The following is a 14,656-nucleotide window of genomic DNA, read 5'->3' on the forward strand; positions in this document are numbered from 1 at the left end:
GGAATGATTAATTCGCTCGCATCTCTCATCGATGCTGGGTGTGGGAGCGGGCGTTCACACAGGACGGGGGTCGTGTGTCAGATTCAAGGCAGCGAGCGGCGGACCATCGGCCGTACTTCTTCTTGAGTTACGCGCACACGCCGCGGTACGGGGCAGGGGGCCCGGACCCGGACATGTGGGTGGAGCGGCTCTTCCGGGATCTGTGTGGCCATGTAATGGCCATGACCGATCTGCCAGCCGGCGCTCCCGCCGGTTTCATGGACCGGGAGATCCGCTCGGGGGAGGGCTGGTCGGAGCGGCTCGGTGAAGTACTGGCCACCTGCCGGGTGTTCGTCCCGCTCTTCTCGCCGCGGTACTTCGCCAGCGAGATGTGTGGCAAGGAGTGGTATGCCTTCGCCCAGCGGGCGATCTACCACCAGGCCAAGAGCAACAAGCCCGCCGAGGCGATCGTCCCCGCGCTGTGGGTGCCGATGCCGCCCGAACAACTCCCGGGCCCCGCCGAGCGGTTGCAGTTCAACCACCGGGCCTTCGGCGACCGTTATGTCACCGACGGCCTCTACGGCCTCATCAAACTCCGGATATTCGCCGAGGAGTACGAAGCTGCAGTCTACGAACTCGCCAAACGCATCGTCAGCGTCGCCGACACTACGCGCGTCGGCTCCGGCAACCCCGTCGACTACCGGCAGGCGCCCAGCGCCTTCGGCAAGCCCAGCGGCGGCCCCCGCCCGATGCATGTGACGGTCGCCGCACCGACCCGTCACGACCTGCCCGAAGGCCGCGCACCCGACTACTACGGCAAGCAGTCGCAGGACTGGAATCCGTACCATCCGGACTCCGCACGCCCGTTGGCGTACGTCGCCCAGGACCTGGTGCGCTCGCTCAACTACCAGGCCACGGTCTCCTCCTTCGACCACGAGTCGCCGCCCGACCCCAGCCAGCCGCCCACCCGGCCCGAGATACTTCTCGTCGACCGCTGGGCCCTGGAGGACGACGACCGGCGCCGGCGGCTCGCCGCCTTCGACGCCGAGCCGCGCCCCTGGGTGAGCGTCGTCGTCCCGTGGAACCGCGACGACCCGCAGAGCCGGGTCTCCGAGGCGGAGCTGGTCGAGAAGCTGGAGCAGACCATGCCGCATCAGATGCGCCAGGGCAGAGCCGCCTGCCGGGCCGCTGCCAGAGGAGTGCTCAGTATGGAGGCCTTCGGCCAGATCCTGCCCCAGGTGGTGGAGTCCGCGGCCCAGGAGTATCTGCGTCACGCCGAGGTCTTCCCGCCCGCGGCGCCACCCATCCCGGGAGCCCGCTCTTCCGAACGGCCGCGGCTGCGCGGCCCGATGGCCGAGTACGGCACCACGCACTACGTCCCGAACACGCGTGACATCGCCACCGATGCGGAGGACACGGATGACAGCCAGTCGTGACGGACGCATCGTCACCTTCTATTCGTACAAGGGAGGTACCGGCCGCACGATGGCCCTGGCCAACACGGCGTGGATACTCGCCGCGAACGGCAAGCGGGTCCTGGCGGTCGACTGGGACCTGGAAGCGCCCGGGCTGCACCGCTTCTTCCATCCCTTCCTCGACCCCTCCACGCTCGGCGCCACCACCGGCGTCATCGATCTGATCACCGAGTACGCCTGGGCCGCGACCAGTCCCGAGCCGCGCCGCGACGACTGGCACCTCGACTACGCGCGTATCCAGCCGCACGCCGTCTCGCTCACCCCCGAGAGCCTGGGCTGGGAGTTCCCCGACGGGGGCACGCTCGACTTCGTCTCCGCGGGCAAACAGAACCGCGAGTACTCGGCGACCGTCTCCACCTTCGACTGGGACAACTTCTACGACCGGCTCGGCGGTGGCCACTTCTTCGACGCGCTGCGCGAGGACATGAAGGCCAACTACGACTACGTCCTCATCGACAGCCGTACCGGCCTGAGCGACATCGCCGACATCTGCACCGTCCATCTGCCCGACGTGCTCGTGGACTGCTTCACCCTCAGCGACCAGTCCATAGACGGTGCCGCCGCGGTGGCCCGGCAGATCGACGAGCGGTACGGCGGCCGCGGCATCAAGATCTTCCCCGTCCCGATGCGGATCGACGAGGGCGAGAAGGAGAAGGCGGACGCCGGACGGGCGCTGGCCCGGCTGAAGTTCGACCGCTTCCCCACCGGCCTGGCCGGCGAGGAACTCACCGCCTACTGGGGCGCGGTGGAGATTCCGTACCGGCCCTACTACGCGTACGAGGAGACGCTGGCCACCTTCGGCGACGAAGCGGGTCTGACCAACTCCCTGCTCTCCGCCTTCGAACGGCTCACCGCCGTCGTCACCGACCAGCGGATCACCTCGATGCCCGCGGTCGGCGAGGAGGTCAGGCTCAGGATCAGAGACGCCTTCACCCGGCGCAGGCCGGCCCTGCCCGCCGATCTCTTCCTCAGCTATGTGGCCGAGAACCGCATGTGGGCCGACTGGGTCGAGTACCAGCTCACCCGGGCCGGATTCCGGGTCGTGCCGCGCGATGTCTCGGTGGAGCGCGAGCCGTCCGACCTGGACGAACTGGGCGCCGAGAACGCCGCACGCACCGTCGTGCTGCTGTCCAGCGCGTATCTCAAGTCCTCCCGCGCGGTGGAGGTCTATACGCGAGCCGCGGCCGACGACCCCGGCGGAGGCAGGCACCATCTGCTGCCGCTCCGGGTCGGCGACGTCAGACTCACCACGCCCTACATCGACCGCAACCCGGTGGACCTCTTCCGGCTCGACGAGGTGCACGCGACCACCGCGCTGCTGCGCGCACTCGACCGCCCGGTCCAGCTCTCCGACAGCTCCTCGCCGGGGCCGCGCTTCCCCGGCACCGTGCCGAAGATCTGGAACGCGCCGCCCCGCAACCCCGGCTTCACCGGACGCTCGGTGGTGCTGGAGCGGATGCGCGACCAGCTCGGCGGCGGCATGGCGGTGGCCGCGGTGCTGCCCCAGCCGCAGACTTTGTACGGGCTCGGCGGCGTCGGCAAGACCCAGGTCGCCCTGGAGTACGTACACCGCTTCATGGCCGACTACGACCTGGTGTGGTGGATCTCCTCCGAGCGGACCGACGACGTGGTCGCGGGACTCGCCGAACTCGCCGTCCGGCTCGGCGCCCAGGGCGGCGAGGACATGGCGGCCGCATCGCAGGAGGCCATCGACCTGCTGCGGCGCGGCGTGCCCTCGTCCCGCTGGCTGCTGGTCTTCGACAACGCCGACGACCCGGAGCAGCTCAAGAGGTTCTTCCCGCCGCAGGGGCCCGGCCACATCCTGGTCACCTCCAGGAACCAGACCTGGTCGCAGTACGGGGACGCGCTGCCCGTCGACGTATTCCTGCGAGAGGAGTCCATCGAGCACCTTCAGCGGCGCGCCCGCGGGCTGAGTATCGAGGACGCGGATCAGGTCGCCACCGCCGTCGGTGATCTGCCCCTCGCCGTCGAACAGGCCGCGGCCTGGATCGCGGAGACCGCCACACCCGTCGCCGCGTATCTGGAACAGCTCAAGGAACAGGCCGCGAGCGTCCTCGCGCTCAACCAGCCGGCCGGCTACCCCGAGCCGGTCGCCGCGACCTGGAACGTCTCCATCGAACGGCTCAAGGAACGCTCGCCCGCGGCGGTGCGGCTGCTCCAGCTCTGCGCCTTCTTCGCGCCCGAGCCGATTTCCGCGAACCTCCTCTACAGCAAGGAGATGATCGACGCGCTCAAACCGTACGACTCCTCGCTCCAGGAGAAACTGGTGCTCGGCCGGGTCATCCGGGAGATCGGCAGGTTCGCGCTGGCCAAGGTCGACCAGGTCTCCAACAGCATCCAGGTGCACCGGCTTGTGCAGGCGGTCATCCGGGCGCAGCTGAGCGAACAGGAGCAGCAGGACGCGCGGCACGCCGTCCACCGGGTCCTCGCCGGTGCCCGGCCCGATGACGACGAGCCGATCGACAACCCCGAGACCTGGCCGCGGTTCGCCACCATCTGGCCACATCTCGGTACCTCCGAGGCCCGGTTGTGCAAGGAGCCGGAGACCCGCCGGCTGCTGATCGACCGGGTGCGCTATCTGTGGAAGCGCGGCGACCTGAACACGGCCTACACGCTCGCCGACGAACTGCGCGAGAGCTGGCGCGAGATGCTGGGCAACGACGATCTCCAGTATCTCTACCTCCGCTTCCACCTCTCCAACATCCTTCGCTCGCAAGGCCGCTATGTGGAGGCCAAGGAGCTGGACGAGGTGACCCTGGAGCGCCAGCAGGCCGTGCTGGGGACGTCCCATCCGCATACGTACATGACCACCAGCGGTCTCGCGATGGACCTGGGCACGCTCGGCCAGTACGGCAGGGCGATGGAGCTGGCCACCGAGGCGCACGAGGGCTTCAGCCAGATCTTCCACGAGTCCCATCCGCGTACCCTCGCGGCCGCCAACAACCTGGCGCTGAATCTGCGCATGGTCGGGCAGTACTCCCGCGCGCGCGAGATCGACCAGGAAGTATTCGACCGGCGGTCCGAAGTGCTCGGCCCGGAGCATCCGTACACGCTCTCATCGGCCATGAACCTGGCGCGGGACCTGCGGGAAGTCGGACGGTACGAGGACTCGGTCTCGCTGCTCAGCCGCACCTACGAGCTCTACAAGCAGCAACTGGGCCGGACCTTCCCGGGCACGCTGGCCGCGGCCAAGAGCCTTGCGGTGTCGCTGCGCAGGGCAGGAAGGCTGGAGGACGCGCGGCGGCTGACCACGGCCACCCGCAATCGGTACCGCGCCAAGTACACCTCGGCCAACCCCGACTCACTCGCCTGCGATCTGAATCTGGCGGCCGACCTGTTCGCGGCCGGCGAGCCGGTGGCCGCCCGGGATCTGGCGCAGGAAGTCGTCGACCAGTACATGAAGGTGCCGGGGGAGCGGCATCCGTACACCCTGACCGCCATCAACAATCTGGGCATCTTCCAATGGGGCTGTGGCGCCCCCGAGGCCGCGGAGGCGCTGCTGCTGAAGGTGTCGAGGACGATGCGGGAAGTGCTGGGCGAGAGCCATCCGCACGCCCTGTACAGCACGATCAACCTCGCCAACGCCCTGGCGGATCTGGGCGGTCTGGAGGAGGCGCTGGAGATCGAGCAGCGGACCGTGGCCCGGCTGCGCGAGGTGCTGGGCGCGTACCACCCCGAGGTACTGGGCGTCGCCTCCAACCTGTCCGTCACGCTCGGGCTGCTCGGCCGCAAGGACGAGGCGGCGCGGCTGCGGGCGGAGACGGTGGAGGAACTGCAGCGGCTGCTCGGGGACGAGCATGCGCTGACGCGGATCGCCCGCGACGAACGAAGGGTCCACCGCGACTTGGAACCTCTAGCGGTCTGACCCGGGGCTCCGCCCCGGACCTCGCGCCTCAATCGCCGGCGAGGCTCAATATGAGCCCGTCCGGCGATTGAGGACCCTCCCCCTACGGGCGTACGGGGCTGGGGGCGGAGCCCACAGTTAGGGTCAGTGCTCCAGCAACCACGTCAGAATCCGCGGCAGCGCATGCAGCGCGTCAAAGTGCGCCGCCGCAGGCTCCAGCACCGCCGTCGCCCCAGGAATGCGCTCCGCCAGCCAGCGCGAGTGCCCCACCGGCGAGAAGACGTCCTTCTCGCCGTGCCAGAGCATCACCGGGCCCTTGATGTCGGCGGGGTCGAAGCCCCACGGGCTGCAGAAGGCGAGTGCGTCGTCGATCCAGCCGTACGCGGAAGTACGCAGCGCCTCCTGGTAGTTGCGCAGCAGCATGGATCTGACACCCGCGTCCGCGACCACCATCCGGTCGGACTCGGTCAGCTCCCTGCGCAGATCGTCGAGCAGCCGGATCGGGTCCTTCCTGATCTCGGCCGAGCGCAGGATGAACCGCTCGGTCAGCCCTGCCGGATCGGCCGCCGCGGTGGTGTACTCCAGCACGTTGGACGCGGCCATGCCCTCGAACCAGTCGAGCCCGTCGGCGTCCCGTGGCGCGAGTGTCACCAGCGCCGCGGTACGGGTGATCCGGTCGGGCATCAGGGCGGCGCAGGCCAGCGCATGCGGCGCGCCGCCCGAGCGGCCCACCACGGCGAACCGTTCCAGGCCGAGCTCGTCGGCGATCGCCCTCACGTCCTGGGCCACATCGGCGACGCTGCGTCCCGCCAGCCGGTCCGAACCGCCATAGCCGGGGCGGTCGTACGCGATCAGCTGCGTGCCGCGCTGGTACAGCACCATGCCGCGCGGCGCAGGTCCCAGCCTGCTGCCGGGGGTGCCGTGCAGCAGGAAAACCGGTCTGCCGCGCGGATCCCCCAGCCGCTCCACCATCAGATGCCGCCCGTCCGCCGCGTGCACCCGACCTCGCACCCGGCGACCCCCTTCGTCGTATGTGCCCTGTGCAGGGGCCATGATGGGCCCTGCATTCCCCGCCCACTCGATGATTACCCATCAGGACCCCGACCGGGACTCCCTTTGACGTCATTTGGGGGATACCTTCAAAAGAGGCACGTGTACGCGGGTCCACCTCGCACCCCAGGGGGCCGTGATGGTAGAGGCACTGGTGACGGCCGGCGCGGCCGTCGCGTCCGCCGGCGTCGTCTATGTGATGGCGGCGGCCCGGGTGGTCAAACAGTACGAACGAGGGGTGGTCTTCCGGCTCGGAAGGCTCAGGTCCTCGGTCCGCGGCCCGGGTTTCACGCTGATCGTCCCCTTCGTCGACCGGCTCAGCAAAGTCAATATGCAGATCGTGACCATGCCCGTACCCGCCCAGGACGGCATAACCCGGGACAATGTGACGGTCCGTGTGGACGCGGTGATTTACTTCAAGGTCGTGGACGCCTCCGAGGCCATCGTGCAGGTGGAGGACTATCGCTTCGCGGTCTCGCAGATGGCGCAGACGTCGCTGCGGTCGATCATCGGCAAGAGCGATCTGGACGATCTGCTGTCGAACCGCGAAAAGCTCAATCAGGGGCTGGAGTTGATGATCGACAGTCCGGCGATCGGGTGGGGTGTGCAGATCGACCGGGTGGAGATCAAGGACGTGTCCCTGCCCGAGGCCATGAAGCGGTCGATGGCGCGGCAGGCCGAGGCGGACCGTGAGCGGCGGGCCCGGGTCATCAACGCGGACGCGGAGCTGCAGGCGTCGAAGAAGCTGGCCGAGGCGGCCGGCGTGATGTCGGAGCAGCCCGCCGCCCTTCAACTGCGGCTGCTGCAGACCGTGGTCGCGGTCGCGGCGGAGAAGAACTCCACGCTGGTGCTGCCGTTCCCGGTGGAACTGCTCCGCTTCCTGGAGCGGGCCCAGCAGCAGCCCCTGCCGCCCGCGGATTCCAGTTCCGCAAAGACGGAAACAGGACAGGACTAGTCCTTACTCACCGCCCATGGCGCAGTTGCACGCGGTGTTCGCATACGGAACCGATGGAATCGACCAGTGTGAACCCATCGTGTGAAGAGCCTGTGAACGCCCCCGCGTTGTCGTGTGCCCGTCCTGAAGTCGACCTTGTGTGCCGCCAATCGGAATCGGAATAGTGGGCGGCTCATCCTCCGTGTCCTGGCACCCCACTTGTCCGGACACGGCCCCCACAGGAGGTCGAAGTTGAAGCACCGACGCATACCCAAGAGGAAAGCGGCGATGGCAGGCGGCGCGGTCGTCGCGCTGGTCGCCGCGGGCGTCACATTCCAGAGTGCGAACGCCAGTGACAACACTGAGCAGTTCACCGCGAAGACACTGTCGGCGATAGCGGCCGGAAACCTTGCCTCCGCGCTGAACCAGGACCTGGGCGCCGACGCGGCCGGTACCTACTACGACGCCGACGCCAAGACTCTCGTGGTGAACGTCCTCGACGAGTCCGCGGCCCAGGCCGTGCGCAAGGCGGGCGGCAAGGCGAGAATCGTCGAGAACACCCTCGCCGAACTGAAGACCGCCCGGCAGACCCTCACCACCAAGGCGACCATTCCCGGCACCTCCTGGGCCGTCGACCCGGTCACCAACAAGGTCGTCGTCACCGCCGACCGTACGGTCGAGGGCGCTCAGTGGACCAAGCTCAGCCAGGTGGTCAAGGGCCTGGGCGACAAGGCCGAGCTGAAGAAGTCCGCCGGGGAGTTCAAGCCCTTCATCGCGGGCGGCGACGCCATCACCGGCGGCAGCGGCCGCTGCTCGCTCGGATTCAATGTCGTCAAGGACGGTCAGCCGTTCTTCATCACGGCCGGGCACTGCACCGAGTCGATCTCCACCTGGTCCGACAGCAGCGGCAAGGAGATCGGCCAGAACGCGGACTCCAGCTTCCCGGACAACGACTTCGGTCTGGTCAAGTACACCTCGGACGTCGCGCACCCCAGCGAGGTCAACCTCTACAACGGCAGCACGCAGGCCATCACCAAGGCGGGCGATGCGACCGTCGGCATGAAGGTGACCCGCAGCGGCTCCACCACCCAGGTGCACGACGGTGAGGTCACCGGGCTCGACGCCACCGTGAACTACGGCAACGGCGACATCGTCAACGGCCTCATCCAGACCACGGTCTGCGCCGAGCCGGGCGACAGCGGCGGCTCGCTCTTCGCGGGCGACACGGCGATCGGTCTGACCTCGGGCGGCAGCGGCGACTGCTCATCGGGCGGCGAGACCTTCTTCCAGCCGGTGACGGAAGCACTGTCGGCGTTCGGCGCGGAAATCGGCTGACTGGGGGCGATTCCCCAGACCCCCGTATGCGACCTTCGGCCGCATGTCCTCAATCGCCGGACGGGCTTGATTTTCAAGCCCGTCCGGCGATTGGGGCGGGTGCTCGTAGCGGTTCGCCCGCGAAACCACCCACTGGACAGCAACCACCAACGCCCCCTGGCCCACGCTCACCACGAACCCGGTGACTCGCCCCGCCGGCGATTGAGGCGCGGAGGTACGGGGGCGGAGCCCCCGCAATTGGGGTCCGGGGCGGAGCCCCGGGTCTTGGCGGGCGCGGCCGGGCCTCACGCGAGAGGCCCCGCCGCGGTCCCGCCCCCCACCGTCACATCCGCCCCCACCGTCGTCGGTCCGCGGCCGCGCACCAGCCCGCACAGCAGCGTGACCAGCGCCCCGCCCACCGCCCACGCGGCGAGCACCAGCATCGGGCCGCCCGCGCCGTTGCCCTTGAAGTACGCGATCGAGCGTGCCGCGAAGGTGCCCGCGCCCGGTGGCAGCGCGGGTCCGATGGCCCGCCAGAACGCCGGCAGCAGCGGATACGGATACGCGCCGCCCGAGCTCGGGTTGCCGAGGACCACCACGAGCAGGATCGCCAGACCGATGCCGACGACGCCCGCCAGGCCCTGGAGGGCGAGGGTGATCGCCCCGACCGCGAAGACCAGCAGCGCGCCGAGCCCCCACAGAGCCGGCACGCTGCCGGGCAGGGCGTCCAGGACGGGGCCCGCGATGACCGCGCCGAGCAGGCCGGCCGCGATCGAGTACAGCAGCAGCACGCCCAGTCTGATCAGGGCGCGCGCCGTGTTGGCGGGCTGGGCGCCCGCGCTGATCGCGAGGCTCGCCGCGCACAGATATCCGCCCACGCACCAGCCGACGACCAGGTAGAACGAGGAGAGCCCGCGGGCGTCGCCCTTGGCGCCCGGGACCACGTCCACGACGGCCACGGTGCGCTGTTGCGCCTTCTCCGTCTGCACGATGACCGCGGTGAGCGCCTGCGCGAGCGAGGCGCCCGACGCGCCGGCAACCAGCAGTTTGTCGGCGGCGCCCCGCGGATCGACGATCAGCGCCCCGTCGACGTCCCGGTTCTTGATCTGCTGCAGTGCGGTCTGCGCGTCCTGCACCGCGCGCGGGTCGAGCGGATCGCCGGGCAGCGCCGAGAGCCGCTGCACGGCCTGGTCGGTGATCTCCGTCCGGGGTGTCACGACGGCCAGCGGGATCTCGTGCGGCTTCGGGTTGTGGAAGGCGCCGAGATACGACGTGATGAAGGCGAGCTGGAGCACCAGCACCCCGATGACCAGGACGGCCGCCCGCACGCTCACGGCGTCCTTGATCTCGGCGAGGAAACCCTGACGGGGAACACGCGGACTGTCGGGCCCACGGGGGCCGTCAGCTGACTGAGTCATGGGCCCAACGCTCCGTGTCGTCCGGCGTTTGCGCAGGTGGGACGGGTCCGAATGGCTGATGGGACATGGATCGCACGAATGTTCGAAACTTGGTCTATGGTGGAGGTGGGGGAGGTGAGACGGACAGATCCAGGAGGTGCGGGTGCCCGGGTTCACGCATCTGCACACCGTTTCCGGGTTCTCCCTGCGGTACGGGGCATCGCACCCGGAGCGGCTTGCCGAGTGCGCCGCCGAGCGGGGCATGGACGCCCTCGCGCTGACCGACCGCGACACCGTCGCGGGCACGGTCCGCTTTGCGAAGGCCTGTGCCCGGGCCGGGGTGCGCCCGCTGTTCGGCGTCGACCTCGCGGTGGGGGAACGGGTCCGCGAGGAGGGGCCGACCGAACGGCGGCGTACCCCGGTGCGCGGCGGAGCGTTCGTGGACGAGTCCGCTCCCCGTACGGTCTTCCTCGCCGAATCCCGGGAGGGCTGGGCCGAGCTGTGCCGACTGGTGACCGCCGCCCATGCGACCGACGGCGGCAGCCCGGTGCTGCCCTGGGGCGACAACCACGGCGAGAGGCTGACCGTGCTGCTCGGGCCGGCGTCCGAGGTCGGCCGGGCGCTCACCGCGGGACGCCCCGACCGCGCGGCCACGCTGCTGGTGCCCTGGCGAGAGATTTACGGCGACCGGCTGCGTCTTGAGGTGGTGCACCACGGCCTCACGGGCACCGGACCCGGCTCGCTGCGGCACGCCGCCCGCACCCTCGGCTTCGCCGCCGAACAGGGCGTACGGGCCGTGCTGACCAATGCCGTCCGGTACGCCGACCCGGGGCAGGGCCCGGTCGCCGACGTCCTCGACGCGGCCCGCCGCCTGGTCCCGATCGACCCGCTCAAGGGGCTCGACAGCGGGGAGCGCTGGCTCAAGGAACCGGCCGCGATGGCCCGTATCGCCGAGCGGGTCGCCGAGGCCGCCGGCTTCCGCCGGGACACCGCGCACCGGCTGCTCACGATGACGGAGGAGACGGCGGCCGCGTGTCTGATCGACCCCGAGGACGATCTGGGGATCGGTACCGTCCACTACCCGGAGCCGCATCTGGTCGGCGCCGGGCGGCGCACTCCACAGCGGGTGCTGGCCTCCCGCGCCGCCGCCGGAATGGTGCTGCGCGGCTACGACGGCCGCCGCGAGTACTGGGAGCGGATGCACCGGGAGCTGGACATCATCGCCTACTGGGGCTATGCCTCGTACTTCCTGACGGTCGCTCAAGTCGTCGACGACATACGGAAGATGGGCATCAGAGTCGCGGCGCGCGGCTCCGGAGCCGGCTCGCTCGTCAACCATCTTCTCGGCATCGCGCACGCCGACCCCGTCGAACAGGGTCTGCTGATGGAGCGCTTCCTCTCCACGCGCCGCTCCGTGCTGCCCGACATCGACATCGATGTGGAGTCCGCCCGCCGTCTCGAGGTCTACCGCGCGATCATCGGCCGCTTCGGCGAGGAACGGGTCGCGACCGTCGCCATGCCCGAGACCTACCGGGTGCGCCATGCGGTACGGGACGTGGGTGCCGCGCTCTCCATGGACCCGGCCGAGATCGACAGGATCGCCAAGTCGTTCCCGCACATCCGCGCCCGCGATGCCCGCGCCGCCCTGGAGGAGCTGCCCGAACTACGCGAACTGGCAGGGGAGTTTCAGCGGGAAGGGGACAAGTGCGGACGGCTGTGGGAGCTGGTCGAGGCGCTGGACGCGCTGCCGCGCGGCGTCGCCATGCACCCGTGCGGAGTGCTGCTCTCGGACGCCACGCTCCTTGCGCGTACGCCGGTGATGCCCACCAGCGGCGAGGGCTTCCCCATGTCGCAGTTCGACAAGGACGACGTGGAGGACCTCGGGCTGCTCAAGCTCGACGTCCTGGGGGTGCGGATGCAGTCGGCGATGGCGCACGCGGTCGCCGAGCTGCGGCGGGCGACCGGGCAGGAGCTCGACCTCGACGACCCGCGGCAGGTGCCGCCGGGCGACCCGGCGACGTATCAACTCATCAGGTCCACCGAGACGTTGGGCTGTTTCCAGATCGAGTCGCCGGGCCAGCGGGACCTGGTCGGCCGGCTGCAGCCCGCCACTTTTGACGATCTGGTCGTCGACATCTCGCTCTTCAGGCCGGGGCCGGTCGCGGCCGACATGGTGCGGCCGTTCATCGAGGCCCGGCACGGCCGGGCGCCCGTCCGCTATCCGCATCCCGACCTGGAGGGGCCGCTGAAGGAGACGTACGGAGTGGTCGTCTTCCATGAGCAGATCATCGAGATGGTGAACATCATGACCGGCTGCGGCCGGGGCGAGGCCGACCGGGTGCGGCGCGGGCTCTCCCACCCCGAGTCGCAGGGGGAGATCAAGATCTGGTTCGCACAGCACGCGGAGGCCAGGGGGTACGCGCCCGAAGTCATCGCCCGTACCTGGGAGATCATCGAGGCCTTCGGCTCGTACGGCTTCTGCAAGGCGCACGCGGTGGCCTTCGCCGTGCCGACGTATCAGTCGGCCTGGCTCAAGGCGCACCACCCGGCGGCCTTCTACGCCGGGCTGCTCACACACGACCCCGGGATGTATCCGAAGCGGCTGCTGCTGGCGGACGCACGGCGACGCGGGGTGCCGGTGCTGCCGCTGGATGTGAACCGGTCGGCGGTCGGGCATCGTATCGAACTGGTGTCTGGTAATTGGGGTATCCGGCTGGCACTCGCGGATGTGTACGGCATCAGTGAGGCGGAGGCGGCCCGGATCGAAGCCGGGCAGCCGTACGCCTCGCTGCTCGACTTCTGGCAGCGGGCCCGCCCGGGGCGGCCCGTCGCCGAACGGCTCGCCCAGGTCGGCGCGTTGGACGCGTTCGGCGCGAACCGCCGCGATCTGCTGCTGCATCTCGCGGAGTTGCACCGCACGCAGCGGAAGGCCGGGTCGTACGGAAACCAACTCCCCCTGGGTGAAGCGGGGAAGACCTCGCCCATCGGACTGCCCGACCTGAACGAAGCGGAACGGCTCAGCGCCGAGCTGGGTGTCCTCTCCATGGACGCCTCGCGCAATCTGATGAGCGACCATCACGCCTTCCTGGCGGAGCTCGGCGTGCACAGCGCGCAGCGGCTGCGGTCGGCGAAGCACGGCGAGACCGTACTGGTCGCGGGCGCGAAGGCGGCCACCCAGACACCGCCGATCCGATCCGGCAAGCGGGTCATCTTCACCACGCTCGACGACGGCACGGGCCTGGTCGACCTCGCCTTCTTCGACGACAGCCACGCCGCGTGCGCGCACACCGTCTTCCACTCCTGGCTGCTGCTGGTGCGCGGGGTGGTGCAGCGGCGCGGGCCGCGCAGCCTCAGCGTGGTCGGCGCGGCGGCATGGAATCTGGCGGAACTGGTGGAGCTGCGGCGTACGGGCGGTCTTGACGCGGTCGCGGCGCGGCTCGCGGAGGTGCCGAGTGAGGCGGCTCCGGCCGACAGCGGCCGGCGTATCCAGCTCTCCACGGGATATGAGCTGAACCCCTGGGCGGATCTCCAGCCCGCGGGTGAGCAACAGGGCGGCACCGGAAGGAAGTTGTGGCACCAGAGCCCGGGGAGCGCGGGATGATCCTCTACGTGCGCTTCCGGCCGGCCCCGATGCATGAGACGGGCGGGGTCGAGGCGGCGCTGCCCGCGCTGCTCGGTCTGGCCGAGGACATCAGCCCCGTGGTGCAGGCGCTCCCGCCGGACGCCGCGCTCGTCGATGTGCGCGGCGCCGAGCGGTATTTCGGGCGGGACACCGCCCAGCTCGGCTCGCTCCTGCGGGTGCGTGCGCTCGCCCACTGCGGCGTGGAGTGCGCGATCGGGGCAGGGCCGAACCCGATGCTGGCCAGGATGGCGGCACGGGAGGCCGGGCCCGGCACGACCCTGGTGGTGACGGATGACGAGGCGGCCGGATTCCTGGCCGACAAACCGGTCGCCGCGCTGGACGGGGTGGGGGCGACGACGGCCCGCACCCTGTGTGCGTACGGCCTCGACTCCATCGGCAGGGTCGCCGCCGCGCCGCTCGCCGTGCTCCAGCGGATCGTCGGCGCGCGGGCCGGGCGCGAGCTGTGGGAGCGGGCGCACGGCATCGACCGCACGCCGGTCGCCCCGAACGCCGCGGCGCGCTCGGTCGCCGCCGAACGGGCCTTCGGCCGCGATGAGCTGGACCCCGTACGACACCGCAGGGCGCTGCTCTCGATCACCGAGGAACTGGGGATGAGGATGCGCGGCGAAGGCCAGGTGTGCCGTTCGCTGACCCTCACCGTGCGATACGCGGACCGGTCCACGACCACGCGGTCGCGCACTCTGCGCGAGCCGACCGCCCACTCCGCGACGCTCACTGATACCGCGTACCGGATCCATGAGTCGCTGGGCCTGCAGCGGGCCCGGGTGCGGAGCCTCGCGCTGCGCGCCGAGGATCTGACACCTGCCGAACGGGCGGCGCGGCAGCTGACGTTCGACCCCGCGGACGAACGGGCGCGCAGGATCGAGGCGGTGGCGGACCGGGCGCGGGCGCGGTTCGGGCCGGGGGCTGTGGTGCCGGGCTCACTCGCCGCGTAGCTCTGCCGCTGTAGCTCTGCCGTGGCTCTGCCTGTCCAAGGTCCGCTATTGACACAAGTTCAGT

General features: G+C 70.1%; 8 protein-coding genes. 6 read left to right on the forward strand and 2 right to left on the reverse strand.

The annotated features are described in order from the left end of the window. Positions 1-74 precede the first annotated feature (74 nt). On the forward strand, positions 75-1,415 hold the full coding sequence (locus tag ACQEVG_RS11130) for a TIR-like protein FxsC (protein ID WP_432980740.1): 1,341 nt from the start codon (positions 75-77) through the stop codon (positions 1,413-1,415). Next, positions 1,399-5,340 (forward strand): FxSxx-COOH system tetratricopeptide repeat protein, encoded by a 3,942-nt coding sequence (gene fxsT / locus ACQEVG_RS11135; RefSeq protein WP_432980742.1) that lies wholly within the window; start codon positions 1,399-1,401, stop codon positions 5,338-5,340. Before ACQEVG_RS11130 ends, fxsT begins: the two co-directional genes overlap by 17 nt. A gap of 123 nt (positions 5,341-5,463) precedes the next feature. Here the strand turns inward: fxsT and ACQEVG_RS11140 are convergent, their stop codons facing one another. Beyond that, positions 5,464-6,372, reverse strand: a complete 909-nt coding sequence (locus ACQEVG_RS11140; RefSeq protein WP_432980744.1) for an alpha/beta fold hydrolase — start codon at positions 6,370-6,372, stop codon at positions 5,464-5,466. Between the two features lie 136 nt (positions 6,373-6,508). Between ACQEVG_RS11140 and ACQEVG_RS11145 the strand changes: the two genes are divergently transcribed. Together ACQEVG_RS11145 and ACQEVG_RS11150 are read left to right on the forward strand one after the other, a co-directional pair. Continuing rightward, positions 6,509-7,324: a slipin family protein gene (locus tag ACQEVG_RS11145; RefSeq protein WP_432980746.1), complete on the forward strand. Its 816-nt coding sequence runs from the start codon at positions 6,509-6,511 to the stop codon at positions 7,322-7,324. 231 nt (positions 7,325-7,555) lie between these two features. Further along, positions 7,556-8,638, forward strand: a complete 1,083-nt coding sequence (locus ACQEVG_RS11150; protein ID WP_432980748.1) for a S1 family peptidase — start codon at positions 7,556-7,558, stop codon at positions 8,636-8,638. Between the two features lie 284 nt (positions 8,639-8,922). On the opposite strand, the gene ACQEVG_RS11155 is transcribed toward ACQEVG_RS11150, so the two are convergent. Continuing rightward, positions 8,923-10,035 (reverse strand): DUF3533 domain-containing protein, encoded by a 1,113-nt coding sequence (locus ACQEVG_RS11155; protein ID WP_432980750.1) that lies wholly within the window; start codon positions 10,033-10,035, stop codon positions 8,923-8,925. A 142-nt stretch (positions 10,036-10,177) separates the two neighbouring features. Between ACQEVG_RS11155 and ACQEVG_RS11160 the strand changes: the two genes are divergently transcribed. Then, entirely contained in the window at positions 10,178-13,615 is a 3,438-nt protein-coding gene (locus tag ACQEVG_RS11160) for a DNA polymerase III subunit alpha (RefSeq protein WP_432980752.1), read from the forward strand. Further along, positions 13,612-14,592, forward strand: a complete 981-nt coding sequence (locus tag ACQEVG_RS11165; RefSeq protein WP_432980754.1) for a DNA polymerase Y family protein — start codon at positions 13,612-13,614, stop codon at positions 14,590-14,592. The genes ACQEVG_RS11160 and ACQEVG_RS11165 overlap by 4 nt, the downstream gene beginning before the upstream one ends. Positions 14,593-14,656: the final 64 nt, after the last annotated feature.

The organism is Streptomyces sp. CA-135486 (genome assembly GCF_050936555.1).
Taxonomy (GTDB): domain Bacteria; phylum Actinomycetota; class Actinomycetes; order Streptomycetales; family Streptomycetaceae; genus Streptomyces.

What these genes read in the sequence shown, in the direction of transcription:
- fxsT (WP_432980742.1), top strand. Translation starts at nt 1,399, where the DNA reads ATGACAGCCAGTCGTGACGGACGCATCGTCACCTTCTATTCGTACAAG.
- ACQEVG_RS11140 (WP_432980744.1), bottom strand. Translation starts at nt 6,372, where the DNA reads ATGGCCCCTGCACAGGGCACATACGACGAAGGGGGTCGCCGGGTGCGA.
- ACQEVG_RS11145 (WP_432980746.1), top strand. Translation starts at nt 6,509, where the DNA reads ATGGTAGAGGCACTGGTGACGGCCGGCGCGGCCGTCGCGTCCGCCGGC.
- ACQEVG_RS11155 (WP_432980750.1), bottom strand. Translation starts at nt 10,035, where the DNA reads ATGACTCAGTCAGCTGACGGCCCCCGTGGGCCCGACAGTCCGCGTGTT.
- ACQEVG_RS11165 (WP_432980754.1), top strand. Translation starts at nt 13,612, where the DNA reads ATGATCCTCTACGTGCGCTTCCGGCCGGCCCCGATGCATGAGACGGGC.